The sequence below is a fragment of the Terrihabitans soli genome (genome assembly GCF_014191545.1).
GTDB lineage: Bacteria > Pseudomonadota > Alphaproteobacteria > Rhizobiales > Methylopilaceae > Flaviflagellibacter > Flaviflagellibacter soli.
Window position 1 is genome coordinate 65,614 of record NZ_AP023361.1, and the last position, 23,550, is coordinate 89,163.

A 23,550-nucleotide genomic window follows, 5' to 3' on the forward strand; every position below is an offset into this window, starting at 1 on the left:
CATCGTGGACGTTCTCGCCGCCAAACCGGAATCTCCATACCGGGTGTTTTCCCGCGAGGAATGGGCGTCCTTGCGCGCCGACACGCCTCTGACCTTGTCGGAAGCCGATGTTGCCCGTCTGCGCTCGCTCGACGATCCGGTCGATCTGAAAGAGGTCGAGCAGATCTATCTGCCGATCTCGCGTCTTTTGGCTCTCTATGTCGAAGCCACTCAGGGCCTGTTCCGCGCCACGCGCAGCTTCCTCGGCTCGAACGGCGCCAAGGTCCCCTACATTATCGGCATTGGCGGCTCGGTCGCGGTCGGCAAGTCCACGACCTCGCGCCTGTTGCAGGCGCTGCTGCACCGCTGGCCGAACATGCCCAAAGTGTCTCTGGTCACGACCGACGGCTTTCTTCTGCCCAATGCGGTGCTCGAGGCCGAGGGCCTCATGGCGCGCAAGGGCTTTCCGGAAAGCTACGATCTTGCGGCGCTCCTGCGATTTATGTCGGATATCAAAGCCGGCAAAGGCCGCGTCACGGCGCCGGTCTATTCGCATCTGACTTATGACGTCATGCCGGGCGCCGAAGTCGTCGTCGATCATCCGGACATCCTGATCCTCGAAGGGCTTAACGTGCTGCAGGCCGGCCGGCCGAAAGGCGCCAAGGCCTCGCCCTTCGTGTCGGACTTCTTCGATTTCTCGATCTTCATCGATGCCGACGAGCAGCTGATCCACGACTGGTATGTCGAGCGCTTCCTGCATTTGCGCGAAAGCGCCTTCCGCGATCCGCAAAGCTTCTTCAACCGCTATGCCTCGCTGCCGGAAGAAGATGCGCGCAAAAAGGCCGAAGGCCTCTGGGCCAAGATCAACCTGCCGAACCTGCGCGACAACATCCTGCCGACCCGCCAGCGGGCGAGCCTCGTCCTGCGCAAGGGCGCCGACCACCGCGTCGAGGAAGTCGCGCTCCGGAAGCTCTGAGCTTCAGCGCACCACCATCACCGTTTCGGGCCCGAGCAGCGGCAGCAGCTTTTCCATGTCCTGGCGGCGGAGCGCGACGCAGCCCTCGGTCGGTTTGAAGCCGGCCAGCCCATCTGATCTTGCCAGGTGCATGAAGATGGCCGAGCCGCGGCCCTGAAATCGCGGCCGGTCGTTCCAGCCGAGTTCGACAACGAAGTCATAGACATCGTCATCCCGCCACAGCTTTTCATGCGAGGCCGGGTAAGGCGCGGTGACCGGGCGGTTATAATTGCGGTCGCCGGGGGCATCGCACCACAGATCGTCAGGCCGGATCGCCCGGTGCGGAAGGCGGGTTCGCGGCGGCCTCACTTTGTCCGGGCGGTACCAGAGGCCGCGCAGCGGCAGGGTCCCGCGCGGGGTGCCGCCATCGCCCTCTTTCTTCGCGTTCCGGCCGACGACGCCTGAACGGCCGAGCGCAACGGGCAGGCGCAAGGGGCCTGCAACCAGAAGGCCGCGATGGCCGCCGCGTGGGATAACGTGGATATGCCGAAGAATTCGGGACAGTTTAGAGTTCCGTGTGAGACGTTCGACGGGTTGCGCCGGGGCGGCGCCGTGTTTAACTCCACCGGGCCGGCAGACGGCAGGGAGACATACTATGGCAGCGGCGCGCAAGATTCTCGTCGTCGAGGACGATGCGGAGCTGCGCGAGGCCCTGACCGAACAGATTGCCCTGGAAGACGAATTTGCCCCGGTCACGGCGGCGAACGCGTCGGAGGCGGTCGATACTCTCAAGACCAGCCATATGGATCTCGTGCTGATGGATGTCGGCCTGCCCGATATGGACGGCCGCGAGGCGGTGAAGATCATCCGCGCCAATGGCTATAAAGGCCCGGTCATCATGCTGACCGGCCATGATAGCGAAGCCGATACGATCCAGGGCCTTGAGGCCGGCGCCAATGATTATGTGGCGAAGCCCTTCCGGTTCGCCGTTCTTCTCGCCCGCATCCGCGCCCAGCTGCGCAGCCACGAGGCCAGCGAAGACGCCGTGCTGTCGATCGGCACCTACACCTTCCGTCCGGCGACCAAACTTCTGACCACCGATCGCGGCTCGAAAGTGCGGCTGACGGAAAAGGAAACTTCGATCCTGCGCTATCTCTACCGCGCTGGCGGCAAGGTCATCGGCCGCGATGAGCTGTTGCAGGAGGTCTGGGGCTACAATGCCGAGGTCACGACGCATACGCTCGAAACGCATATCTACCGGCTGCGTCAGAAGATCGAGAAGGACCCGTCCAACGCGGCCCTTCTTGTGACGGAAGCCGGCGGCTACAAACTGGTGCCGTAAGGACCGCAGGGACTCGATGAGTCTGGACGACAACATCCGCGCTTTGGCGCGCACTCCGGTTCTCGCCGATATTGGGCGCGATGCGCTGCGCCTTCTTGCCTTCTCGGTGGAAGAGATCGAGCTGCGCTCCGGCGATCTTCTGTTCGAGAACGGCGAAGAGGCGGACGGCGCCTATTGCGTGATCCGCGGCCGCATCCGCCTCGATTCCGGCAAGGGCGAAGCCAAGACCGTCGGCCGCGGCGCTTTGATCGGCGAGCTGGCTTTGATCGTCGAAACCGAGCGACCCTGCGAGGCGGTCGCCATCGAAGACACGAAACTTCTGTCGATCCCGCGCCCGGTCTTCCGCAAAGTGCTCGAAGAATTTCCGGCCATCGCCAAGCAGATGAGGCATAGGCTGTCCGGCAAGCTGCGCGCCGAGCATGCGGCGCTGGAGCGGCTTCAGAGCCAGATCGACCGGCTTCCCGGCGCCAAGGCCGAGAACTAGGCCGTCGGGCTTCCGAAGCTCAAGAGATAGCCGTTCGGATCCTTGATCGCGAATTCGGTCATGCCGTAGGGCATTTTCTCAGGCCCCCATTCGGCTTCGCAATTGTCCTTGAGCGCGGCCCATACGGATGGCGCGTCATCGACGTAGAAATATTGCGTCGCGGTGGCGTGCGGCTCGCCGAGATGATCGTTGTTCATGAACATGATCGTCGCGCCGTCGCGGGTCAGGCGGCACCAGCCCTCGGCCTGTTCTTCGCACGTGAAGCCGAGAACGGTCTCGTACCATGCGCGGGTCTTCTCGATCTCGCGTGTCTGCAGCATCGGCACCAGTGATTTGAAGCGCATCGAGCCTTCTCCTCTGCGAGCCGGAGCTAATCGGTTTTTCGGTTCTTTGGCCAGCTACTTGAAGCTTGCGACCAGCGGCACGTGATCGGACGGACGCTCCCAGCTGCGCGCCGGTTTCAGAATGTCGATCTCGCCGATCCGCTGCCCCAGATCCTGCGACACCCAGATATGGTCGAGCCTGCGGCCGCGATTGGATTTTTCCCAATCCTGCGCGCGGTAGCTCCACCAGGTGTAGACGCGTTCGGGCTCGGGCTTCTTTGTGCGCACCGCATCGACCCAGCGGCCTTCTTCGATGATCGCGTTCATGCGGTCGGTTTCGGCCGGCGTGTGCGAGACGACGCCGAGCATCTGTTTGTGGCTCCACACATCGTCGGGCAGCGGCGCGACATTCAGATCGCCGACGAGAATCGTCTTCTCGTGCGCGGAGCCCTTGGTCCAGCTCCGCATCTCATCGAGATAAGCAAGCTTGTGCGCGAACTTCTCATTCGCTGCGGGATCGGGAATATCGCCGCCCGCCGGCACATAGAAATTATGCAGATGCACGCCGTCGGCCTTGCCCTCGCCGAACGTCACGGCGATGTGGCGGGCGTCTTCCTTGCCGCCGAATCGGAACCGGTCGACATGGCGGAACGGCAGGCGCGAGAGGATGGCGACGCCGTGATAGCCCTTCTGGCAGGTCATGGCCGCGTGCGTGTAGCCGCGCGCATTGAACGCCGAGAGCGGAAACTGGCCCTCAAGGCACTTCGTCTCCTGCAGACAGATGACGTCGGGCGCCGTCTCGTCGAGAAGGCGGGCTACGAGATCGATGCGCAGGCGCACCGAATTGATGTTCCAGGAAGCGAGCTTGATCGGCATGAGAGGCCAGACAGATAGGCGGTTCGCGCGCATCGCGCCAGACGGCAAAACGAAGCCCTGAAAAGCGAAACGCCCGGTCTGGGGGGAGACCGGGCGCCCAACGCTACTCTGTGCGTTCCGCCGGGAGGGTTTACCGGCGGGTGCAATCGCGCCCGGGTGGAGACGGGGGCACCACGGGGAAAAGGGCGCGTCGCTTAAGGTTCAGATATGGGTGCGGCGTACTTATTCAACACGAACCCTGTTCACGAGGCCGTGAGGCTAATTTCGCTGCAAAAACCGACGCTTAGTTGCGGGTAATCTCGCGCGTGTAGTCGACGGCGAAGAGTTTTTCGTCCGGACGTGTCGCGGTGTCGAGTTCGGAAACGGCGACCGTCGTGTCGAGCCCCTGCGGATCGGTGATCGTCCACTGCTTGAGCTCGAAATTCTTCTGATCCTGCGTGCCGAACACGATGAGGACGCGGGCTTTGCCGCCGAAGGTCGTGTCTTCCTCAAGCGCGACGCTGACGAGCCCAGGCTCTTCATAGACGGCAACGACCTTCGAATCGCGCGACAGGTCGAGATTGTTGTCGAGCAGGAATTTCAGCGGCGTCTGGTTCAGCGGATAGACATCCTGCGTCGCGAGCTTGCGGTCGCGCACGACGAGCGATTTGCCGTCGGCGATGATGTCGGTGGTCGAGGGCCGCTGATAATAGAAGCGAATCTTGCCCGGCTTCTGCAGGAAGAATTTTCCGCCGGCCTTCGAGCCGTCGGGACCGACCTGCGTGAAATTGCCGACCAGGGTGCGGATGCCGTTGAAATAGACATTCACCTTCGCGAGCGTCTGCTCCTGCGTCGGCGGGCCGGCCGGGGTCGCGATGGCGACGGTCGTAGTGTCGGTGGCGGGCGTTGCGAGATCGAGCGGCGCACCGGGATCGGCCGTGGGCGGCGTTTCAGCTCCCTGAGCTGAAGGCGGCGGCGCTTCGACGACAGGTTCGGGAGCGGCCGGAGCTGCCGCGACCGGAGCCGGCGCCAGGGCGGCCGGGGGTGTCGCAGGAGGCGTGGCGGACGGCGTCGTCGAGGGTGTGAAAGCGGCCGGAATTCCGGCAACGGGAGCCGGGACCTGTGGCGGAAGATTGCTCTTCAGATGCGGCGGGCGCGGCCGCGGATTCGGCACGCCCTGCGCCGAGGCCGGCGCGGCAAAGCCGGCGGCCAGGGCCGAAGTCACGGAAATATAAAAGAACTTACGCAAGAGCATCCGATTCCCCCGAGCGCGCCGATGCATAAACGCGCTCTGTGGCGATAAAGCGGTAACCCGGCTGAAGGCCGCGTCAATATTTCCCGGCGTGTTACGCTTCCAACAGAATTTCGCGTTTGCCGGCGTGGTTTGCGGGGCTGACCACGCCTTCTTCCTCCATCCGTTCGACGAGGGACGCGGCCCTGTTATAGCCGATCTGCAGGCGGCGCTGAATGTAGGAGGTGGAGCACTTCTTGTCGCGCAGAACGACGGCCACGGCCTGATCGTAGAGGTCCGAGCCCTCGGCGCCGAACGCGCCCTTGTCGAACACCGCGCCGTCCTCGCCCTCGCCTTCGTCTTCGGCGGTGGTGACCGCTTCGAGATAAGACGGCGCGCCCTGCGCCTTGAGATGACGGACGACTTTTTCGACTTCGGCGTCGGAGCAGAACGGTCCGTGCACGCGGCCGATTCGCCCGCCGCCCTGCATGTAGAGCATGTCGCCCTGGCCGAGCAGCTGTTCGGCGCCCTGCTCGCCCAAAATCGTGCGGCTGTCGATCTTCGACGTAACCTGGAAGGAGATGCGGGTCGGGAAGTTCGCCTTGATCGTGCCGGTGATGACGTCGACCGACGGGCGCTGGGTCGCCATGATGATGTGAATGCCGGCGGCGCGGGCCATCTGGGCAAGACGCTGGATCGCGCCTTCGATTTCCTTGCCGGCGACCATCATCAGATCGGCCATTTCGTCGACGATGACGACGATGAAGGGAAGCTTGTCGAGCTCCATCTCTTCGCGCTCGTAGATAGCTTCGCCGGTCTTCTTGTCGAAGCCGGTCTGCACGGTGCGATGGATGACCTCGCCCTTCGCCGCCGCCTCTTCGACGCGCGCATTGAAGCCGTCGATATTGCGGACGCCGACCTTCGACATCTTCTTGTAGCGCTCTTCCATCTCGCGCACCGCCCATTTGAGGGCGACAACGGCCTTCTTCGGATCGGTGACGACCGGCGCGAGAAGATGCGGGATGCCGTCATAGACGGACAGTTCGAGCATTTTCGGATCGATCATGATCAGGCGGCATTCCTCCGGCGTCAGCCGGTAGAGGAGCGACAGGATCATGGTGTTGATGGCGACCGATTTGCCCGAGCCGGTGGTGCCGGCGATGAGCAGATGCGGCATGCGGGCGAGTTCGGCGATGACCGGCTCGCCGCCGATCGTCTTGCCGAGACAGAGCGGCAGGCGCGCCTGCGAGGAATCGAATTCGTCGGCCGCGAGCAGTTCGCGCAGGAAGACGGTTTCGCGCTTGGGGTTCGGCAGTTCGATGCCGATGACATTGCGGCCGGGCACGACGGCGACGCGGGCGGCGGTCGCGCTCATCGAACGGGCGATATCGTCGGCAAGGCCGATGACGCGCGAGGCCTTGATGCCGGCGGCGGGCTCAAGTTCGTACAGCGTGACGACGGGGCCCGGGCGCGCGTCGATGATCTCGCCCTTGACGCCATAATCCTCGAGCACGCTTTCGAGCATGCGCGCATTCTCTTCGAGCTCGCTCTTCGACAGCGCAGCGCCCGAGCGCTTCGGCACGGCAGCGAGGAGATTGATCGGCGGCGTCTCATACGTGTCGGGATCGTAGGGAGCAGCTTCCGCTCGGCGCACGCGGCGGCGGCGCGGCGCTTCTTCCGCTTCTTCCTCTTCCTCAGCCTCGTCTTCCTCGGGATCTTCCTCTTCGTCCTCGTCGGGATCGGGTTCATGTCCGTCGAGGCGGCGCAGGAGATCGCGCATGCCGACACGGCCGGCATCGCGTTCGGTGTGCATGAAGGCGCCGCCGCGCAGCATGCGCAGGAAGCCGCTTTTGAGCGCCAGCCAATAGTGAACGATCAGCCCGACCGGGGCGAAGCCGCCGGAGCCGCGCTCTTCCTCAAAGTCGAACAGATCGGCCGGATCTTCGGCCTCCTCTTCCTCGTCCTCGGGCTCTTCCTCTTCGTCCTCGTCCTCAGTGACGTCCTCTTCCTCGTCCTCCTCCTCGCGCGCCTGCTTGGCGGCTTTGCGCTGCAGGCGGGTGAATTCCGGATTGTCGTCGTGGAAGAAGAAGCCCGCGGCAACGAGCGAGAAGCCCAGAGCGCCTAGGCCCAGCACGGCCGAGAACATCATTCCGGCAACGCCCGAGAGCGGGAAGAAGCCGGCCAGCGATCCGGCGAGGCCGTGGCCGACAATGCCGCCGACGCCGCCGGGCAGCGGCCAATGATCGGGATCGGGCAGGCTTTCGGCAAAGCTTGCGGCAAAGAGGGCGGCCAGAAGCCAGGCGAACAGGCGCAGTTTCTCGCGGTCGAGCGTGCGGTTCAGCGCCAGGCGCCAGCCCCAGGAAGCGGGCACGAACAGAAGCGCGACGGCACCGAGACCGAAGGTCTGCATCAGGACGTCGGCGAGAAGCGCGCCCGGCGTGCCGAGAAGATTGCGGACTTCGCCGTCGACGGCGTTGTTGAAGCTTGGGTCCTGCGCCGACCACGAGACGAGCGAAACCGCAGCTGCGCCAACGGCAAGCGTGAGCGCGACGCCGCCGGCCTGCCAGGCACGGCGCGACAAGGCTTCGCGCATCTCATCGGAGACCGCGCGCCTGCGTCTCACACCACTGCGGTAAACGAGCGTCCGCACGCAAAACCTCCCGCCGCTCGAAGGGCTCTGAAAGGTTTAAGTTTAAGGTGTAAAGGGGCGCTTAACTGCGTTTACGCACCCCGGACCGCGCGCGGCGCAGCCGCGTCGCGTGATCCGGGGCCCAGAAATCAGCGCGGCATAGCCGCTCCTGACATCGAGCGCCTGCGGCGCGCTTTAATCCTGGATCCCGGATCGGCGTTCGGCTTCGCCTCACGTGTCCGGGAAACGAAAAACCCGGGCGGTTTCCCGCCCGGGTTCGATCTTGGAAAGAGCGCTACAGCTTAGATGCTGTAGGCGCGCTCGCCGTGGGAGTTGATGTCGAGGCCTTCGCGCTCGCTCTCCGCCGAGACGCGCAGACCCATGACGAGGTCCACGATCTTGAAGAGGATGAAGGAGCCGATACCCGACCACAGCAGGGTGATGCCGACGGCCTTGACCTGAGCCATGACCTGCGTCGCGAAGACATAGGCGCCGGCCGTGCCTGCACCGTTGTCCAGCGTGTAGTCGACAACGCCCGCGCCGCCGAGATCCGGGTTGACCAGGATGCCCGTGGCGATGGCGCCGATGATGCCGCCGACGCAGTGGACGCCGAAGACATCGAGCGAGTCGTCGTAGCCGAGAGCGTTCTTCACCGTCGAGCAGAAGAAGAAGCAGACGACACCGGCGACGAGGCCGAGAACGATCGAGCCCATCGGACCGGCAAAGCCGGCGGCCGGGGTGATCGCAACGAGACCGGCAACCGCGCCGGAGGCCGCACCGAGCAGGCTCGGCTTGCCCTTGGCGATCCATTCGATGAACAGCCAGCCCAGGATGGCGCCGGCGGTGGCAACGAAGGTGTTGACCGAAGCGAGCGCCGCATAGGCGTTGGCTTCGAGGTTGGAGCCGGCGTTGAAGCCGAACCAGCCCACCCACAGGAGCGAGGCGCCGACCATGGTCAGCGTCAGCGAGTGCGGAGCCAGAACTTCGCGGCCGTAGCCGATGCGCGGTCCGAGGACGAGCGCGCCGACAAGACCGGCGATACCGGCATTGATGTGGACGACGGTGCCGCCGGCGAAGTCGATCGCGCCGAAGCCCCAGAGGAGACCCGCACCGGCAACCGTGGCGTCAGCCGGGTTGGTCGCTGCGAATTCCGGTCCCGGCCACCACCAAACCATGTGGGCCATCGGGAAGTAGACGAACGTGACCCAGAGGGCGACGAACACCAGCAGCGACGAGAACTTGATGCGTTCGGCAACGGCGCCGACGATCAGAGCCGGCGTGATGCAGGCGAAGGTCATCTGGAAGAGCACGAAGACGAGCTCCGGAATGACGACGCCGCGCGAGAACGTCTCGACCGTGGTGCCGGTCGTCACGCCCGCGAGGAACAGCTTGGAGAAGCCGCCGACGAAGAGGTTCCAGGGACCGCCATCGGTGAAGGCCAGGCTGTAGCCGTAGGTGACCCAGATGATCGCGACGAGCGCGACGATCACGAGGACCTGCGACAGGACCGAGAGCATGTTCTTGGAGCGGACGAGGCCGCCGTAGAACAGGGCAAGGCCCGGGACCGTCATGAGGAGAACGATGATGGCGGAAACGAGCATCCACGCCGTGTCGCCCTTATTGGGGACCGGGGGAGCCGCCGCCGCCGCATCCTGGGCAAGCGCCGGCTCAACGGCCAGCAGCCCGAGCAGCGCTACGGGCGCCGCCAGACGTGCGAATTTCGAAAGGTTCATGGAAGGAACTCCGGAAAAGAGGAAATCGGGTTTTGCGAGCTCAGAGCGCATCTTCGTCGGACTCGCCGGTACGGATGCGGACGGCCTGCTCGATCGGGGTGACGAAAATCTTTCCGTCGCCGATCTGGCCCGTCTTCGCGGTGGTGGTGATGGTGTCGATGACCTTGTCGACCAGCTTCTGAGGCACGGCGACTTCGATCTTCAGCTTCGGAAGGAAGCTCACCGCGTATTCCGCGCCGCGGTAGATTTCGGTGTGTCCCTTCTGGCGGCCGTAACCTTTGACTTCGGTCACGGTCAGGCCGTGAACCCCTACAGCCGTCAAGGCGTCACGCACCTCGTCGAGCTTGAAGGGTTTGATAATTGCCGTCACGAGTTTCATGCGTGGGCTCCCCGTCATTAAAACCGCCGCGGAGGAGCCCGCGACGGGTCTTGGATGAATGCAACCGAACACGCTTCCGGCCGCATCAGCCCGGATACGTATTCAAGCCCCGTGCCAGACGTTGCCGAATGGTAAAGGGCGGTGTTCCGATTGTGTTTGTAATGTGGCGGTCATAGGGATGGGAGACTCAAGGCGCAGCAATTGCCTAAAGCCTGTGCACAAACCGAATCCAATCGCCGCCCAAAACTTAAGCAGATTCGGGTTTGGGGCGTCGCGTGCGGATCAACCCCTCCTGCGCGACCGATGCTACGAGCGCGCCGTCCCGGTTGTAAATCAGCCCGCGGGTAAATCCCCGTCCATTTCCGGAGAAGGGCGAATCCTGGACATACAGAAGCCAGTCATCGGCGCGGAACGGCCGGTGCATCCACAGAGCATGGTCGAGGCTGGCGGCGAGGATGTCTTTCGAGAAGATGGATTTGCCGTGCGGCACGAGAGCGGTGTCGAGCAGGGTCATGTCGCTGGCATAGGCCAGCACGCAATGATGCAGGCCCTGATCGTCCGGCAGGGCGCCGGCGGCCCGGATCCATACCGAGCGGTGCGGCGGGCGCGCCGACAGCCCCATATAAAGCGACAGATCGACCGGCCGGACCTCGATCGGCCGCTCCGAGGCAAAATAGGCCTGCATCGGTTTGGGCATATGCTCCAGATATTTGGCGATGATGTCCTTTTCGCCCGGAAGGTCTTCGGGCTTGGCCACGTCCGGCATCTCGAACTGATGCTCGAACCCCTCTTCCGCCACCTGGAACGAGACCGAGGTGAAGAAGATCGCCTTGCCGTGCTGGATGGCGACGACCCGCCGGGTCGAAAAGCTGCCGCCGTCGCGGATGCGCTCGACCTCGTAAAGAATCGGCACCGAAGGGTCCCCCTCGAGGAGGAAGTAGGCGTGCATCGAGTGCGGCAGCCGCGTCGCCGCATCGCCCTCGACCGTGCGCTTGGCCGCGACCAGCGCCTGGCCGATCACCTGGCCGCCGAAGACACGCTGCCAGCCGACCTGCGGGCTGCGGCCCCGGAAGAGGTTCTCCTCCAGCTTTTCGAGATCGAGGATCGACAGCAGATTTGCGAGGGCGTCGGACATATGTTCTTTCCCGACCGTTCCTGAAGAGTGGGCGTTACGAGAGACTTCGGCGTGAGCCGCGTCAAGCAAGAGCCGGCATGAAGCACAGCACATTGAAAACGCCGAAAAAGGCCGATGTCGTCATCGCAGGCGCGGGCTTTGTCGGCCTTGCGCTCGGCGCTGCTCTGCAGCGCGCCGGGCTCGATGTTGCGATCTGCGATCCGGCGCTGTCGAAAAAGCCCCCGGACGATCCGCGCGCGAGCGCCCTTGTCGCCGGCGCGAAAAATCTCATGGAAGCCATTGGCGCCTGGGATCTTGCCGCGCCGGAAGCCGAGGCCATCACGCGCATGGAAATCTCCGATGCGCGTCTCGAAGAAGTGACGCGCCCGGTGATGCTGACCTTTGCGGGCGCCGAGGACGAAACGTCCTATGTCGTGCCGAATACGGCGATCCGCGCCGCTCTGTTCGAGGCCGCGAAAGCGGCGGGCGTCAGCCTCATTCCGCAAGCCGTCGCGTCCTATGAGGCCGGGCGGGCGCGGGTTGTCGCGAAACTTGCCGATGATTCGCAGATTTCGGCGGCGCTGCTTGTGGCGGCCGAGGGCGCAAATTCGCCGCTCAGAAAGTTCGCAAAAGTTCGGATGCAGGGCTGGCGCTACGATCAGATCGCGATCGTCACCACCGTCAAGCTCGAACATCCGCATGAGGGTGTCGCGATCCAGCATTTCTTCGAAGGCGGGCCGTTCGCGCTTTTGCCGATGAAGGACAATCATGCGAGCGTCATCTGGTCGGAACGCAAGATCGAGGCGCAGCGTCTGTACGCCCTGCCCGATGCGGAATTCCGCACCGCCTTGCAGGAGCGCGCCGGCTGGCGCTTCGGTGAAATCTCGCTTGCTGCGCCGCGCGCCATGCGGCCGCTGGAGTTGCGCGTTGCAAAGAGCTTTGTGTCTGAGCGCCTCGCGCTTGTCGGCGATGCCGCGCATGTCACGCATCCGCTGGCCGGCCAGGGCCTGAATATAGGCCTGCGCGATGTGGCGGCTCTGGCGGAATCGATGGCCGATGCCGCACGTCTCGGCGGCGATATCGGCGCAAGCGATGTATTGACGCGTTATGAGAGCTGGCGCCGCTTCGACACGATGACGATGCTGGCGGCGACCGACAGTCTTTTGAAGCTGTTCACGCTGCCAGGCGCGCCCGCGCGTCTTCTGCGCGATGCGGGCCTCGGTGTGGTCGAGCGCATCCCTGCGGCAAAAGCGGCCATCACGAAAGCTGCGGCAGGTTTGTCCGGCGATGTGCCGCGGCTTCTGCGCGGCGAAGCGCTTTAGTCCTTCAGAACGCGCGCTTCTTCCGGCAGCATGATCGGAATGCCGTCGCGGATCGGGTAAGCGAGTTTCGCCGGACGCGAGATCAGCTCCTGCGCCTTCGAATCATATTCGAGCGTCGCCTTGGTCAGCGGGCAGACGAGGATTTCCAGCAGCTTCGGGTCGATCTGGCCGTGCGGCACGGGTGTTTCGGTCGGCATGGGGCGATCCTACTGCAAACTCGTATCGGTGTCGCCGCGCGTCTTCGCGAGGTCCATCTCGGTGACGGCGACGAGAATCTCGGCGCGCGATTTCAGTGTCGGCGCTTCCAGCAGCGCCTGTTTTTCGCGCGCACCATAAGGCGACATCATGGAGAGCGCATTCACCAGCGCCTCATTGGAGGCGCCGCGTATGCCCGACCAGTCGGCTTCCAGCTGATTGGCTTCAAGATAGGCCTTCAGCGTCTTCATCAGCGCCGGGCGGTCGACGGCCTCTTCGCCGGCGCCCGGAACGAGATCTTCGGTGAACTCTTCATAGATCGCCCGGCAGCGGCGATAGGGCGTTGTGACGGAAAGCTCTTCGCCGATGCGAAAACGCGTCACGCCGGTGAGTGTCACGAGATAGCGCCCGTCGCCGGTTTCCTGAAAGCCGGTGATGCGCCCGGCGCAACCGACATCGACCAGCGGCGGGTGCGGCGCATCTTCGGGCTGGTCGAATTCCGGCTGGATCATGCCGATCAGCCGGTCGCCGGCCAGCGCCTCGTCGAACATCTGCAGATAGCGCGGCTCGAAAATATTGAGCGGCATTTCTCCGCGCGGCAAAAGCAGGACCGCCGGCAGCGGAAAAACCGGCAGGTTTGCTGGAAGGTCCGATGGCGAACGATAGACGAGGTTCATCGGCATCGTTCGCATATGTCCTTACGAAAACAGAATGGAAGAAAGGCGCCGGCGGCCGGATACGGTCCATTCGTCGGTCGGGCCCCAGGCCTCGAACAGCTGCACGAGCTGTTTGCGGGCGCCGTCTTCGTTCCAGTTACGATCCTTGCGGATGATGGTCAGAAGATGATCGACCGCTTCCTCCTTCCGCCCGGCGGCGGCGAGAGCTGCGGCGAGATCGTGCCGCGCCTGATGATCATTGGCATTTTTTGCGAGCGCCGCTTCAAAAGCTGCGATCTCGCTTTCGTCCGGCGCGTTGTCGGCAAGTTCTATCTGGGCGCGAATGGCCGCGAGTGCCGGATCGTTCGCTTTGTCCGGAGGGATGGAGGCGAGAAGATTTTTCGCGCCCTCGAGATCGCCGGCCTGAAGCTGAACGCGGATGAGACCCGCCATGGCGCGCACATCGTTGGGGGATTGTGCGAGAACGCCGCCGAAAAGTTCAGCCGCGCCGGGAAGATCGCCCGCGGCGAGCAGCTGATCGGCCTCGTCGAGAAACTGGTTGAGGCTCGCCTGATCGAGCGGCTTGGTCAGCTTGTCGATGAAGGCCTTGATCTGGCTTTCGGGCTGCGCGCCGACAAAGCCGTCGACCGGCTGGCCGTTGACGAAGGCGATGACCGAGGGAAGCGATTTGATGCCAAGCTGGCCGGCAATGGTCGGATGCTCGTCGGTGTTCATCTTGACGAGCTTCACTTTGCCTCCGGCCTCGCGGACAGCCTTTTCGATAATCGGGCCGAGCTGCGTGCAGGGGCCGCACCATGGCGCCCAGAAATCGACGAGTACGGGCTGGTTGCGCGATTCCTGAACGACGTCGACTCCGAAATCCTTGGTTGTCGTGTCCTTGACGAGCGCGCTTGAGCCGGGCGCGGATACGTCGGTGAAAGCCATAGGGTTTCGTCTCCAGGAGGCGGCGCCGGGGCAGATGACGCCCGCACTCGGTTAGATATGCGCGCACGGCGTCGTGGCAATGCTTTCGCCGCAGGGCAATGTCCTCCCGGGATGTACCTTTCTCATTTTGCGCCTGCAAGCCGGACGCGGGTCCCCTTATTCCCTGTCGTGAGACTGCGGCAGGGCGTCCCGTTGGCGTTCTGGCGAAAGCCCGCATAGACTTCACCATATGAGCACGCTCGTCATCGACATCCGCCCCGCCCGCACAAGCGATGCCTCGGCCATCGCCGACGCGCATGACGAGGCGTGGCGCTATGCCTATCGCGGCATCATCCCGGGGCGCGAGCTTGAGCGGATGATTCTGCGCCGCGGTGCGGCCTGGTGGGAAAGCGCGATTACGCGCGGCAGCCGCATTCTCGTTCTCGTGGCGGGGGATGATGTCGCCGGCTATGCCAGCTACGGCAAGAACCGGGCGGGCATCCTGCCGGTGAAAGGCGAGATCTACGAGCTTTATGTCCGCCCGCATTTCCAGGGAATCGGCCTTGGCCGCAAGCTGTTCGAGGCCTGCCGGTCCGAGCTTGCCACCCGCGGCGTCGATGGCCTTGCCGTCTGGGCGCTGACCGATAATGACGCGGCCTGCGACTTCTACCGGGCGGTGGGCGGGACGGCGGCGGCGCGGGGCTCGGAGAGCTTTGGCGGCGTCACGCTCGACAAGATCGCCTTCACCTGGGCCTAACCGGTTCCGGCGACTTCAATTTAATCAGTTTGAACGAGAAAGCTTGCGGCGGAGCGCTCAGCGGTCTACGCCCGCGGGAAAATAATATCCGGAGCCTTTATGCGTATTGAAGCGATTCAGATCGGAATAAACCCGCCGGACGACGTCAATGTCGTGATTGAGATTCCGATCGGCGGTGAGCCGATCAAATATGAACTCGACAAGGCCTCGGGCGCGCTTGTTGTCGACCGCTTCCTCTATACGTCGATGCGCTACCCGGGAAATTACGGCTTCGTGCCGCACACCCTGTCCGAGGACGGCGATCCGATCGATGTTCTGGTTGCCAATACGCGCGCCATCGTGCCCGGCGCGGTCATGAATTGCCGCCCGGTCGGCGTGCTGAAGATGGAAGACGAAAAAGGCGGCGATGAGAAAATCGTAGCCGTGCCGTCCTCGCATCTGACGCGCCGCTACGAGAAGATCAAAAATTATTCCGACCTGCCCGACATCACGCTCGAACAGATCGCGCATTTCTTCCAGCACTACAAAGACCTCGAGAGCACCAAATGGTCGCGTCTGGTCGGCTGGGGCGATGCGGCGGAAGCGCGCCGGATGATCGTCGAGGCGATCGCGCGGGCCAAAAGCGACAAGAAGGCCGGCTGATTCTCGGTCATGCCCGGGCCGGGCATGCAGTTTTCAAAAACGAGGCGCTGTTCCTGGATTGCCGGATCAAGTCCGGCAATGAGGATCAAAATGTCGGCGCCGGCTTTCCTTCCGCCCAGCAGGCGGCTTTCAGCGTATTGGCAAGCAGGCACGCAATCGTCATCGGGCCGACGCCGCCCGGCACCGGCGTGATCGCGCCGGCAATTTCTTTCGCTTCGTTGAAGGCGACATCGCCGACAAGGCGTGATTTGCCGAGACCATCGGCGACGCGATTAATGCCGACATCGATCACCGTTGCGCCCGGCTTGATCCAGTGGCGCTTGACGAGCTCGGCTCTCCCGACGGCCGCGACGAGAAGATCGGCGCGCGCGCAGACATCCGACAGATCCTGCGTCTTCGAATGCGCCACGGTGACGGTCGCGCTTTCCTGAATGAGAAGCTGCGCCACAGGCTTTCCGACAATGTTCGAACGGCCGAGCACCACGGCATTCAGGCCCGTGAGATCGGGATGCACGGTCTTCGCCAGAAGAATGCAGCCCTGCGGCGTGCAGGGCACAAGCGAATCCTGGCCGACGGCAAGCTTGCCGGCATTGATCGGATGAAAGCCGTCGACATCTTTTGCCGGATCGATCGTGCGGATGACGAGATCGGGATCGATATGATCGGGCAGGGGCAATTGCACGAGAATGCCGTGAACGCTGGGATCGTTGTTGAGCGTCTGTACAAGCTTCAGAAGATTGGCTTCGGAGGTCGATTCCGGCAGGCGGTGTTCGCTGCCGTGAAAGCCCGCAGCTTCCGTCTGTTTCACCTTGTTGCGCACATAGACCTGGCTCGCCGGGTCCTCGCCGACGATGACGACGGTGAGGCCGGGCGTGATGCCGAGGCGCTTGGCTTCGTCGGCGACGCGCTGGCGGATGGTTTCGGCAAGCAGTTTGCCGTCGATGATTGTCGCGCTCATGCGCCTTTTTCCTTCAAAGCTTCCAGCAGAAGGGCCTGAAGGGCAGGCCCGTCTCCCGCGATGTCCAAGGTCTTCACCCGTGCGGTGTGACCCGATGCGATGGCGACATGGCTTTTGGCCACGCCAAGCGTTTTTGCGATGAGGCCGATCAGCGCGGCATTGGCGGCGCCGTCTTCCGGCACGGCGCGCACCCGCGCTTTGACCATTTCGCGTCCGTCGGCCAGAGCCTCGATCCCCTCCAAGGCATCGCGCCCGCCTCTCGGAGTCAGCCGGACGGTGATCCGAAGACCCGATGCCGTCAGCGTGCCGCAATGCACGGCTAGACGTAATAGCCGAGGGAGGCTGCCAGCGACCCGATCAGCATCTGCAATACTTGAAGCAGAAGGATCAGCACGACCGGCGACAGGTCGATGCCGCCGAGATTGGGCATCACCCGGCGGATGGGCGCCAGCGCCGGTTCGGTCAGGCGGACCAGCGTATCCCAGAGTCGGCCGATCACCGGATGGCGGGCATTGGCGATGTCGAAGGCGATGAGCCAGGAGAGGATCGCCGTGATCACGACGATCATGACATAGACCCAAAGAGCAAGGAGGATCAGCTGGAAGATCAGGCCCATAGAGTGCCCTTTGCGGCGGGAGATGGCGTTGTACGCGGCGGCCCGCCGGGCTTCAAGGGAAGAGGTGAGGATGGGCGGCTTTGCTTGACACTCTTCGGAGCCCTACCGTAAATGGCGCTCCTTTTTGGGGCCGTAGCTCAGCTGGGAGAGCGCGTCGTTCGCAATGACGAGGTCAGGGGTTCGATCCCCCTCGGCTCCACCAAAGGACCCCCAAGCCTATTTTTCGGGTAAGCGCACTTCGCTGTAGCGCATGCGGCGCAGGTCTCCTTGCGATTCGAGCCGTCCGGCCTTCACAAGCTCCGCGACGCGCCTCGCAAAGAAGATGTCGAATATCCCTTTGAAGCGATCGTCCTTTTCCATCATCGACATGCCGACGACATAGGCCACTTTGCGGAAACGGGTGGAGGCGTGGGACAGCAAGCGCCGGTCCATTTCGGCGATATCGGCAGGCGAAAGCGCCTGGAAGGCTCGCATCTGTTCGGGCGTCGGGTCCGGATCGGGGAGTTCGTCCTCGTCCATCATTCCGCCGCGGCTTCGATATCGCCGCTCCGGCTGCCGCCACGGATGATGCCGCCCGGCCGCTCGACTGCATCCAGGTCTTCCGAGACGATCACCCGGTTGCGGCCGCCGGTCTTGGCCTCGTAGAGCGCGACGTCGGCGCGCTTCAGCATCAGGTCGATGGCATCGCCCGGATGATATTCGGTGACGCCGAAGCTGCAGGTGAGCGACACGTCGCCCTTCGAGCTCGGAAAGCTGAGCTGGGTCATCAGCACGCGCAGCCCATCGGCGACGACGAGCCCCTGCTGCGCATTGCGCCCTTCCAGCATCATCGCGAACTCTTCGCCGCCGAGCCGGCCGAACACCGAGCCGTCGACTTTCTGCGCCTGCTCGGCAACGCCGCGCAGCACGAGGTCGCCGACATCGTGCCCGTACACGTCGTTGATCTTCTTGAAGTGATCGATGTCCATCATCACGGCCGCGAGCGGCAAGGGCCCCGTTGCGGCGCGCTCGCAGGCTTCGCCGGCAAGGCGGAAGAAGGCGCGGCGGTTAAGGCTGCCGGTCAAAGGATCGGTCGAGGCGAGGCGGATCAGATCGCGCTGCATGCCGACGACGCGCGATGCGGCTCGAAGACGCGCATAAAGCTCTTCAACGACGGGCGGCTTGCCAATGAAATCGTCGGCGCCGGAATCGAGCGCTTCGATCAGATGACCGCGCTCATAATTCGACGACATGACGATGATGTAGAGCGGGCGGCGGTCGCCGGTGACGATGCGCGCCTGCCAGCAGAGTTCGAGGCCCGACATGCGGCCAAGTTCGACGGAGGTCAGCAGCGCATCGACTTCGGAATCGCGACCGAGATAATCGAGCGCTTCCATCTCGTCGGTAAAACCGCGCACCTCGTGATCCCCGGCTTCGAGAAGCCTTGTCACGATCTTTAGAGCGGTGCGGCCGGGATCGACCAGCAGGATGCGCATTCCCCAATCCCTTCGGGGACAGGGAATAGGTCTTCCCCCTTAAATTAGACTAAAGGCGGGTGTGTAAATCTCAGGCTATACCGGAGCGCCGTTCTGTCCGGTCAAAGGCTTAGCCCCGCCGAAGTGATCGCCCTGCAGATAATCGACCCCCATCTCACGCAAAAGTGTGGCGGTCTTTTCGTCCTCGACTTTCTCGGCAACGGTCGAAAAGCCGATCTCGCGCGCAAGGCCGACAATGGCGCGCACGAAGGCCTGATCTTCGGTCGAGCGGGCGATGTCGGAAATGAAATTGCCGTCGATCTTCACGAGATCGACGCCGAGCGCCCGCAGCGTACGGAACGAAGTCTGCCCGGCACCGAAATCGTCGATGGCCAGGCGCACGCCGAAACCGCGCAGCGCTTCGACGAAATCCTTCGCTTCGGCCAGATCTCCCGGCGCCGCCGTCTCGGTGATCTCCACTAGAAGCCGCGAGCCGATATCCGGGTTCGCCTTTAACGCCTCGATGAGCCGCTCGCGCCATTCTTCGTCGGTCGTCGTATCGGCCGAGACGTTGAGTGCGATGGCGCGGCCGGGATGTTCTTTCAAAGCCGCGATCGTCAGGTCGAGGACGCGGCGGTCGAGAAGGTGAACGAGGCCGAGTTTCTCGGCGGCTTCGATATGGCCGGAAATGGCGCGCGTCTCGCCGTCCTCGCCGGTGATGCGCGCAAGCGCCTCATACCATCGCAACGCCCCGGTCTTCGCCTCGACCACCGGCTGGAACGCCAACTCAAGACGCCGCGCATTGAGCGCGGCGATGAGCTCTTCCGCAAGCTGGACGTAACGGCGCCGCCGGTCTTCGCGCGCCTGGCTCGGGGCGAAAGCGAGGAAAGAGCCGCGCTTCTTCCGGCGGATTTCGGCGAGCGTTTCGGAAACGCGCGCCACCATCTCCACCTGGCTCGACGCATGGCGCGGCCCGACAATGCCGGCGCCGGTGACGCGAACGCCGACAGGGCCGGCCGCGGTCTCGATCGGCTCTTCGTGCACGGCATCCATGAAGCGCCGCGCCGCGATGCTGAGTTCGGGCAGCGAGCAATTGGTCAGCGCAAGGCCGAAGATCGTCGTCGAGAAGCGGCCGAGCGCATCGCCCACCCGCATGCGCGAGCGGAGCCGTTTCGCAACGCCGGCAATCAGATCGTCCGGCGTCGTATCGCCGAAGGCCTCGTTCACCGCGCCGATATTTTCAACCGCGATGAGCAGCAGCGCGCAGCTCGTCTGGTAGCGCCGTGCATCGGCCAGCATGGATTCGAGAACATCGAGAAGCCGCAAGCGGTTCAGTGTGCCGGTCAGGCTGTCGAAGCGGGTCTGTATGGCCAGACGCTGATCGGCTTCGTGGCGGCCGGTGACGACACGCACAACGCCGCGCGCATGAGCCGGCTTTGAATCCGTGCCGGCAAACCAGTGGCCGACATCTTCCACCCAGACCAGACGCCAGCCGTCGCGCGCGGGGACGCGCAGCGCATATTCGAGTTCGTAGGGAACGCCCGAGCCTTCATCGCGCGATGTCGAGCCGAAAACGGCGCTTGAGCGTGTCGTCATCGCTTCCGGATCGGTGCGCTCCGTCCAGGCCGCGCCGGTCGAGACTGTGCCGAGCGAAGCCAGCGAGACCGGCAAAGCCGGGCTCCAATGCAGCCGGTCATCGGCGATCGACCAGAGATAGGCCGCCGCATCGATGCCGCGCAGGGTTTGCGGAAGGTCGAGTTCGGACACAAGCGCCTTCTATCACACGGGATTTAAGAAACTGCGGCGCAACGCAAACCGGGGCTGGCGAGCGGCGTTAACCTTCTGTTAACCATAAAGCGGCCGCCGCGGCATCGCTCGTGCAGCATTGGCCTAAAGGGCAAGGGAGCGTCCCGGCATGGGACGAAACAGCGTGACAGGCAGGGTTGAGACGACCGGAACGGGACTTGTGGCGTCAGAGAACGGGACCCGTTCGACGTCGGGCCGCTTCCGGCCGAGCGCGCCCATCGTCACCCAGCTCTTTGCTGCCAAGCTCGATCTGCCGCAGGCTCGCGCCCGCCGCCGTGCGAGCGCCGAGGAAGCCACCGGCGCCTATGGCGCGACACGCACCGTGCTGAAGGTTGCCCGCCGGCTTCCCGGCATGAGCTGGCCCGCCTGAGAGCGGTGACGTTCAGGGCAACAAAAAAGGCCGGCGTAAGCCGGCCTAATTCGTTCTCAGCCCTGAGAAAAATTGATCAGGCGTCAGCCTTAGGCGTGATCACCTGGCGACCGCGGTACATGCCCGTTTTCAGGTCCATGTGGTGCGGACGGCGCAGTTCGCCCGAGTCCTTGTCCTCAACATAGGTCGGGGCCTTCAGCGCATCGGCCGAACGGCGCATGCCACGGCGGGACGGCGAGGTCTTTCGTTTCGGAACAGCCATTTCAGTCTCCGGAAAATCAAGCGACGCGGCGGTGATCCGGCCGCGTCGTCTGTAATTGGCGGTGCTGATAGCACCCCCTGCCCCAGAAAACCAGCCTAAAAACCACCCCTCAGCGCGGGACGGTGATGCAGGAGGTGTCGGCCCCCCGGCCGGCGATCTGACCGGCGCGGCGCAGCTGGCCGGCGGTCGGCCGGGCCGGGTTGCGGATGATGGGGTTGGGCAGGGCCGCGACCATGATCGCCGCCTCCCGGGCCGAGAGGTTCTTGGCGCTCTTGCCGAAGGCCCGGCGGGCGCCGGCTTCGGCGCCGAACACCCCGTTCGGACCCCATTCGGCAATGTTCAGATAGACTTCCATGATCCGGTGCTTCGACCAGGTCAGTTCGATCCAATGGGCGAGCACGATCTCGATGGGTTTGCGCAGCCAGCCGAAGCCCTGCCAGAGATAAAGGTTCTTCACGAGCTGCATGGACACTGTCGATGCGCCGCGCTCCGGCCAGTCTTCGCTCGCCTCCTCGATGACTTCGCGCACCGCGCCCCAATCGACGCCCCAATGGCGGCAGAAGCCGCCGTCTTCCGAGGCGATGACGGCGCGCGGCAGATTGGGGCTGATCTCTTCGAGCGGCACCCAGTCGCGCTCCACGGTCCTGAAGGTCGCCCAACGGAACAGCATCAGGGTCGAGACGGGAGGAACGACGGCATAGAGCGCCGACAGAAAGATCGGCGTTGCCGCGAGGATCAGAAGAATGCCGGTCAGGCGCGTCGGGCGGGCGCGTTTGAGGTCCGGACGGTCGGACGGGTCCGGCGCCTGCACCTCAGGTGCGGCCGTCTCGTCACGCGTTACGCCCCACTCCAGACTCATAGCGGCTCGGTTTCCTCCCTGGCGGGGCGACCTTAGCCCGTACGCAGGAGGCCACGAATGACAAAAGCGTGGAGCGGTTAAGCGCCCCCTGTGGATCTGGGGCGGGATCGGATCTGCGTCCGGGGCGTTACCCATACCCCAAGGAGGATCCCCATGGCAGACCGCAGCAAGATCAAAGAACATTCCGAAGTCGTCGGCGCCGACGGCGTGCGCGTCGGCACGGTCGATCGTGTCGAAGGCGAGCGCATCAAGCTGACGAAAGATTCATCCGGCCAGGGAAGCCATAAGGGCCACCATCATTTTATCCCGCTCAGCCTCGTTGCGTCTGTCGACGGCAATACGGTCCGGCTGTCGGCCAATGCCGATGTTGCGGTTGAGTTCGAGGAAGAAGAAGGTGGAGCATCCGCGGGCTGAAAGCCCGCCGCGATACGTACGGCTGCTTACTCGGCCGCCTGGATCGGCTGCGTAGCTTTCTCGCCATCGACGCCGAAACGGCGCACCACATAGTCTTCGACCATGCGCGTGAAGTCGGCGGCGAGCGTTGCGCCTTTCAGCGTCGTCACCTTCTCGCCGTCGATGAAGACGGGAGCCGAAGGAGTTTCGCCGGTGCCCGGCAGCGAGATGCCGATATCGGCATGCTTGCTCTCACCCGGGCCGTTGACGATGCAGCCCATCACCGCGACGTTGAGAGTCTCGACGCCGGGATAGGTCTTCTTCCATTCCGGCATGCGGTTGATGATGTAGCTCTGAATATCGCGCGCCAGTTCCTGGAACGTCGTCGAGGTCGTGCGGCCGCAGCCGGGGCACGCCGCGACAAGCGGCACGAAGGTGCGGAAGCCCATGGTCTGCAGGATTTCCTGCGCGACGGTGACTTCCTTCGTGCGGTCGCCGCCGGGTTCCGGCGTCAGCGAAATGCGGATCGTGTCGCCGACACCCTGCTGCAGGATGACACTGAGCGCCGCGGCCGAGGCGACAATGCCCTTCGAGCCCATACCGGCTTCGGTGAGGCCGACATGCAGCGCGTAATCACAACGGGCGGCGAGGTCGAGATAGGTCGCGACGACGTCCTGCACGTTCGAGATCTTGGTCGAGATGATGATCTTGTCGCGCTTCATGCCGAGTTCTTCGGCGCGGGCGGCGGAGTTGAGCACCGAGCGGATCAGAGCTTCGCGCGTCACCGCGCGCGCATCCATCGGATTCGCGCTCTTGGAGTTCTCGTCCATCATCGCGGTGAGCATCTCGCCGTCGAGCGAGCCCCAATTGCCGCCGATGCGCACGGGCTTGTCGTGCTTCATCGCCATTTCGATGATCTGCGAGAACTGTTTGTCCTTCTTCTCCTTGAAGCCGACATTGCCCGGATTGATCCGGTACTTGGCGAGCGCTTCGGCGCAGGCCGGATGGTCGGCAAGGAGCTTGTGGCCGATATAGTGGAAGTCGCCGACGAGCGGGACGTGGACGCCCATGCGGTCGAGCTTTTCGCGAATGTGCGGAACGGCAGCGGCGGCCTCGTCGCGGTCGACCGTGATGCGGACGATTTCCGAACCGGCGCGCGCAAGCGCTGCGACCTGTTTGACGGTTCCATCCGGATCGGCCGTGTCGGTATTGGTCATGGACTGCACGACGACGGGATTGCCGCCGCCGACGGTCACATTGCCTACCTGCACGCCAACCGATTTACGGCGGCCGTCTCTCAGATTCACGTCCA

General features: G+C 63.9%; 27 protein-coding genes, 1 tRNA gene and 1 pseudogene. 9 read left to right on the forward strand and 20 right to left on the reverse strand.

The features are described from left to right. The first annotated feature begins 4 nt into the window (after window positions 1–4). Window positions 5–955, forward strand: coding sequence for a type I pantothenate kinase (coaA, locus tag IZ6_RS00335; RefSeq protein ID WP_225873949.1), 951 nt, complete (start codon window positions 5–7; stop codon window positions 953–955). Between the two features lie 3 nt (window positions 956–958). Here coaA and IZ6_RS00340 read toward each other — a convergent pair whose 3' ends face one another. Further along, entirely contained in the window at window positions 959–1,489 is a 531-nt protein-coding gene (locus IZ6_RS00340; protein ID WP_420825593.1) for a L,D-transpeptidase family protein, read from the reverse strand. A gap of 100 nt (window positions 1,490–1,589) precedes the next feature. Between IZ6_RS00340 and IZ6_RS00345 the strand changes: the two genes are divergently transcribed. Together IZ6_RS00345 and IZ6_RS00350 are read left to right on the forward strand one after the other, a co-directional pair. Beyond that, the gene (locus IZ6_RS00345; RefSeq protein WP_222876056.1) at window positions 1,590–2,276 is read left to right on the forward strand and encodes a response regulator transcription factor; all 687 of its coding nucleotides are present in this window, start codon (window positions 1,590–1,592) and stop codon (window positions 2,274–2,276) included. A 16-nt stretch (window positions 2,277–2,292) separates the two neighbouring features. Then, entirely contained in the window at window positions 2,293–2,760 is a 468-nt protein-coding gene (locus IZ6_RS00350) for a cyclic nucleotide-binding domain-containing protein (RefSeq protein ID WP_222876057.1), read from the forward strand. On the opposite strand, the gene IZ6_RS00355 is transcribed toward IZ6_RS00350, so the two are convergent. From IZ6_RS00355 to tesB, 7 genes are all read right to left on the reverse strand, one after another. Beyond that, the gene (locus IZ6_RS00355; RefSeq protein ID WP_222876058.1) at window positions 2,757–3,104 is read right to left on the reverse strand and encodes a VOC family protein; all 348 of its coding nucleotides are present in this window, start codon (window positions 3,102–3,104) and stop codon (window positions 2,757–2,759) included. The genes IZ6_RS00350 and IZ6_RS00355 overlap by 4 nt on opposite strands. A 54-nt stretch (window positions 3,105–3,158) precedes the next feature. After that, window positions 3,159–3,959 carry an exodeoxyribonuclease III gene (xth, locus tag IZ6_RS00360; RefSeq protein WP_222876059.1) on the reverse strand — a complete coding sequence of 267 codons (801 nt, stop codon included), beginning with the start codon at window positions 3,957–3,959 and terminating at the stop codon, window positions 3,159–3,161. 283 nt (window positions 3,960–4,242) lie between these two features. After that, window positions 4,243–5,193: an outer-membrane lipoprotein carrier protein LolA gene (locus tag IZ6_RS00365; RefSeq protein WP_222876060.1), complete on the reverse strand. Its 951-nt coding sequence runs from the start codon at window positions 5,191–5,193 to the stop codon at window positions 4,243–4,245. A 91-nt stretch (window positions 5,194–5,284) separates the two neighbouring features. Continuing rightward, the gene (locus IZ6_RS00370) at window positions 5,285–7,762 is read right to left on the reverse strand and encodes an FtsK/SpoIIIE family DNA translocase (RefSeq protein WP_222877489.1); all 2,478 of its coding nucleotides are present in this window, start codon (window positions 7,760–7,762) and stop codon (window positions 5,285–5,287) included. A 338-nt stretch (window positions 7,763–8,100) separates the two neighbouring features. Next, complete coding sequence (locus IZ6_RS00375; protein ID WP_225873950.1) at window positions 8,101–9,531, reverse strand: ammonium transporter; 1,431 nt, start codon at window positions 9,529–9,531, stop codon at window positions 8,101–8,103. 40 nt (window positions 9,532–9,571) lie between these two features. Next, on the reverse strand, window positions 9,572–9,910 hold the full coding sequence (locus IZ6_RS00380) for a P-II family nitrogen regulator (protein ID WP_222876062.1): 339 nt from the start codon (window positions 9,908–9,910) through the stop codon (window positions 9,572–9,574). A 247-nt stretch (window positions 9,911–10,157) separates the two neighbouring features. After that, entirely contained in the window at window positions 10,158–11,045 is an 888-nt protein-coding gene (gene tesB, locus IZ6_RS00385) for an acyl-CoA thioesterase II (RefSeq protein ID WP_222876063.1), read from the reverse strand. A 77-nt stretch (window positions 11,046–11,122) separates the two neighbouring features. Between tesB and IZ6_RS00390 the strand changes: the two genes are divergently transcribed. Continuing rightward, entirely contained in the window at window positions 11,123–12,346 is a 1,224-nt protein-coding gene (locus tag IZ6_RS00390; RefSeq protein ID WP_222876064.1) for an FAD-dependent monooxygenase, read from the forward strand. Here IZ6_RS00390 and IZ6_RS00395 read toward each other — a convergent pair. Genes IZ6_RS00395 through trxA form a run of 3 tightly spaced genes read right to left on the reverse strand, consistent with a single transcriptional unit; the run spans window position 12,343 to window position 14,142 of the window. Continuing rightward, complete coding sequence (locus tag IZ6_RS00395; protein ID WP_222876065.1) at window positions 12,343–12,543, reverse strand: Trm112 family protein; 201 nt, start codon at window positions 12,541–12,543, stop codon at window positions 12,343–12,345. The two genes, IZ6_RS00390 and IZ6_RS00395, sit on opposite strands and share 4 nt — an antisense overlap. Before the next feature lie 9 nt (window positions 12,544–12,552). Continuing rightward, complete coding sequence (locus tag IZ6_RS00400; RefSeq protein ID WP_222877490.1) at window positions 12,553–13,224, reverse strand: LON peptidase substrate-binding domain-containing protein; 672 nt, start codon at window positions 13,222–13,224, stop codon at window positions 12,553–12,555. 15 nt (window positions 13,225–13,239) lie between these two features. After that, complete coding sequence (trxA, locus tag IZ6_RS00405) at window positions 13,240–14,142, reverse strand: thioredoxin (protein WP_222876066.1); 903 nt, start codon at window positions 14,140–14,142, stop codon at window positions 13,240–13,242. Window positions 14,143–14,371: 229 nt separating this feature from the next. On the opposite strand from trxA, the gene IZ6_RS00410 reads away from it, so the two are divergent. Together IZ6_RS00410 and ppa are read left to right on the forward strand one after the other, a co-directional pair. Next, entirely contained in the window at window positions 14,372–14,878 is a 507-nt protein-coding gene (locus IZ6_RS00410; protein ID WP_222876067.1) for a GNAT family N-acetyltransferase, read from the forward strand. Window positions 14,879–14,977: 99 nt separating this feature from the next. Further along, entirely contained in the window at window positions 14,978–15,520 is a 543-nt protein-coding gene (ppa, locus tag IZ6_RS00415) for an inorganic diphosphatase (protein ID WP_222876068.1), read from the forward strand. 85 nt (window positions 15,521–15,605) lie between these two features. On the opposite strand, the gene folD is transcribed toward ppa, so the two are convergent. From folD to IZ6_RS00430, 3 genes are read right to left on the reverse strand one after another with little or no spacing between them, the layout of a single operon-like run. Further along, window positions 15,606–16,478 carry a bifunctional methylenetetrahydrofolate dehydrogenase/methenyltetrahydrofolate cyclohydrolase FolD gene (gene folD, locus IZ6_RS00420; RefSeq protein WP_222876069.1) on the reverse strand — a complete coding sequence of 291 codons (873 nt, stop codon included), beginning with the start codon at window positions 16,476–16,478 and terminating at the stop codon, window positions 15,606–15,608. Continuing rightward, window positions 16,475–16,795 (reverse strand): DUF167 family protein, encoded by a 321-nt coding sequence (locus IZ6_RS00425; RefSeq protein ID WP_222876070.1) that lies wholly within the window; start codon window positions 16,793–16,795, stop codon window positions 16,475–16,477. The genes folD and IZ6_RS00425 overlap by 4 nt, the downstream gene beginning before the upstream one ends. A gap of 2 nt (window positions 16,796–16,797) precedes the next feature. Then, entirely contained in the window at window positions 16,798–17,094 is a 297-nt protein-coding gene (locus IZ6_RS00430; protein ID WP_222876071.1) for a YggT family protein, read from the reverse strand. A 126-nt stretch (window positions 17,095–17,220) separates the two neighbouring features. Between IZ6_RS00430 and IZ6_RS00435 the strand changes: the two genes are divergently transcribed. Next, window positions 17,221–17,296 (forward strand) — tRNA-Ala (locus IZ6_RS00435). Window positions 17,297–17,310: 14 nt separating this feature from the next. On the opposite strand, the gene IZ6_RS00440 is transcribed toward IZ6_RS00435, so the two are convergent. The 3 genes from IZ6_RS00440 to IZ6_RS00450 all read right to left on the reverse strand — a co-directional run bounded on the left by IZ6_RS00440 (window position 17,311) and on the right by IZ6_RS00450 (window position 20,315). Beyond that, window positions 17,311–17,616 (reverse strand): DUF3658 domain-containing protein, encoded by a 306-nt coding sequence (locus tag IZ6_RS00440; protein ID WP_222876072.1) that lies wholly within the window; start codon window positions 17,614–17,616, stop codon window positions 17,311–17,313. Then, entirely contained in the window at window positions 17,613–18,569 is a 957-nt protein-coding gene (locus IZ6_RS00445; protein WP_222876073.1) for a GGDEF domain-containing response regulator, read from the reverse strand. Before IZ6_RS00445 ends, IZ6_RS00440 begins: the two co-directional genes overlap by 4 nt. Before the next feature lie 75 nt (window positions 18,570–18,644). Continuing rightward, window positions 18,645–20,315 carry an EAL domain-containing protein gene (locus IZ6_RS00450; RefSeq protein WP_222876074.1) on the reverse strand — a complete coding sequence of 557 codons (1,671 nt, stop codon included), beginning with the start codon at window positions 20,313–20,315 and terminating at the stop codon, window positions 18,645–18,647. 163 nt (window positions 20,316–20,478) lie between these two features. On the opposite strand from IZ6_RS00450, the gene IZ6_RS00455 reads away from it, so the two are divergent. Beyond that, the gene (locus tag IZ6_RS00455) at window positions 20,479–20,724 is read left to right on the forward strand and encodes a hypothetical protein (RefSeq protein WP_222876075.1); all 246 of its coding nucleotides are present in this window, start codon (window positions 20,479–20,481) and stop codon (window positions 20,722–20,724) included. 76 nt (window positions 20,725–20,800) lie between these two features. On the opposite strand, the gene rpmF is transcribed toward IZ6_RS00455, so the two are convergent. Both rpmF and mtgA read right to left on the reverse strand, forming a co-directional pair. Beyond that, window positions 20,801–20,986 carry a 50S ribosomal protein L32 gene (gene rpmF / locus IZ6_RS00460; RefSeq protein WP_222876076.1) on the reverse strand — a complete coding sequence of 62 codons (186 nt, stop codon included), beginning with the start codon at window positions 20,984–20,986 and terminating at the stop codon, window positions 20,801–20,803. Between the two features lie 109 nt (window positions 20,987–21,095). Continuing rightward, window positions 21,096–21,845 carry a monofunctional biosynthetic peptidoglycan transglycosylase gene (mtgA, locus tag IZ6_RS00465; protein ID WP_222876077.1) on the reverse strand — a complete coding sequence of 250 codons (750 nt, stop codon included), beginning with the start codon at window positions 21,843–21,845 and terminating at the stop codon, window positions 21,096–21,098. A 153-nt stretch (window positions 21,846–21,998) separates the two neighbouring features. Here mtgA and IZ6_RS00470 point away from each other — a divergent pair, with 153 nt between their 5' ends. After that, a complete protein-coding gene (locus IZ6_RS00470; protein ID WP_222876078.1) occupies window positions 21,999–22,259 on the forward strand; it encodes a DUF2171 domain-containing protein in 261 nt (86 codons plus the stop codon). A gap of 26 nt (window positions 22,260–22,285) precedes the next feature. Here the strand turns inward: IZ6_RS00470 and ispG are convergent. Beyond that, a pseudogene (ispG, locus tag IZ6_RS00475) lies at window positions 22,286–23,530 on the reverse strand (flavodoxin-dependent (E)-4-hydroxy-3-methylbut-2-enyl-diphosphate synthase); the annotation flags it as partial. Window positions 23,531–23,550 lie beyond the last annotated feature (20 nt).

What these genes read in the sequence shown, in the direction of transcription:
- mtgA (WP_222876077.1), bottom strand. Translation starts at nt 21,845, where the DNA reads ATGAGTCTGGAGTGGGGCGTAACGCGTGACGAGACGGCCGCACCTGAG.
- ppa (WP_222876068.1), top strand. Translation starts at nt 14,978, where the DNA reads ATGCGTATTGAAGCGATTCAGATCGGAATAAACCCGCCGGACGACGTC.
- IZ6_RS00410 (WP_222876067.1), top strand. Translation starts at nt 14,372, where the DNA reads ATGAGCACGCTCGTCATCGACATCCGCCCCGCCCGCACAAGCGATGCC.
- IZ6_RS00430 (WP_222876071.1), bottom strand. Translation starts at nt 17,094, where the DNA reads ATGGGCCTGATCTTCCAGCTGATCCTCCTTGCTCTTTGGGTCTATGTC.
- IZ6_RS00350 (WP_222876057.1), top strand. Translation starts at nt 2,293, where the DNA reads ATGAGTCTGGACGACAACATCCGCGCTTTGGCGCGCACTCCGGTTCTC.
- IZ6_RS00355 (WP_222876058.1), bottom strand. Translation starts at nt 3,104, where the DNA reads ATGCGCTTCAAATCACTGGTGCCGATGCTGCAGACACGCGAGATCGAG.
- IZ6_RS00375 (WP_225873950.1), bottom strand. Translation starts at nt 9,531, where the DNA reads ATGAACCTTTCGAAATTCGCACGTCTGGCGGCGCCCGTAGCGCTGCTC.
- rpmF (WP_222876076.1), bottom strand. Translation starts at nt 20,986, where the DNA reads ATGGCTGTTCCGAAACGAAAGACCTCGCCGTCCCGCCGTGGCATGCGC.
- IZ6_RS00395 (WP_222876065.1), bottom strand. Translation starts at nt 12,543, where the DNA reads ATGCCGACCGAAACACCCGTGCCGCACGGCCAGATCGACCCGAAGCTG.
- IZ6_RS00470 (WP_222876078.1), top strand. Translation starts at nt 21,999, where the DNA reads ATGGCAGACCGCAGCAAGATCAAAGAACATTCCGAAGTCGTCGGCGCC.
- IZ6_RS00440 (WP_222876072.1), bottom strand. Translation starts at nt 17,616, where the DNA reads ATGATGGACGAGGACGAACTCCCCGATCCGGACCCGACGCCCGAACAG.
- IZ6_RS00380 (WP_222876062.1), bottom strand. Translation starts at nt 9,910, where the DNA reads ATGAAACTCGTGACGGCAATTATCAAACCCTTCAAGCTCGACGAGGTG.
- tesB (WP_222876063.1), bottom strand. Translation starts at nt 11,045, where the DNA reads ATGTCCGACGCCCTCGCAAATCTGCTGTCGATCCTCGATCTCGAAAAG.
- trxA (WP_222876066.1), bottom strand. Translation starts at nt 14,142, where the DNA reads ATGGCTTTCACCGACGTATCCGCGCCCGGCTCAAGCGCGCTCGTCAAG.
- folD (WP_222876069.1), bottom strand. Translation starts at nt 16,478, where the DNA reads ATGAGCGCGACAATCATCGACGGCAAACTGCTTGCCGAAACCATCCGC.
- IZ6_RS00345 (WP_222876056.1), top strand. Translation starts at nt 1,590, where the DNA reads ATGGCAGCGGCGCGCAAGATTCTCGTCGTCGAGGACGATGCGGAGCTG.
- IZ6_RS00445 (WP_222876073.1), bottom strand. Translation starts at nt 18,569, where the DNA reads ATGCGCATCCTGCTGGTCGATCCCGGCCGCACCGCTCTAAAGATCGTG.
- xth (WP_222876059.1), bottom strand. Translation starts at nt 3,959, where the DNA reads ATGCCGATCAAGCTCGCTTCCTGGAACATCAATTCGGTGCGCCTGCGC.
- IZ6_RS00400 (WP_222877490.1), bottom strand. Translation starts at nt 13,224, where the DNA reads ATGCCGATGAACCTCGTCTATCGTTCGCCATCGGACCTTCCAGCAAAC.
- IZ6_RS00365 (WP_222876060.1), bottom strand. Translation starts at nt 5,193, where the DNA reads ATGCTCTTGCGTAAGTTCTTTTATATTTCCGTGACTTCGGCCCTGGCC.
- IZ6_RS00390 (WP_222876064.1), top strand. Translation starts at nt 11,123, where the DNA reads ATGAAGCACAGCACATTGAAAACGCCGAAAAAGGCCGATGTCGTCATC.
- IZ6_RS00370 (WP_222877489.1), bottom strand. Translation starts at nt 7,762, where the DNA reads ATGCGCGAAGCCTTGTCGCGCCGTGCCTGGCAGGCCGGCGGCGTCGCG.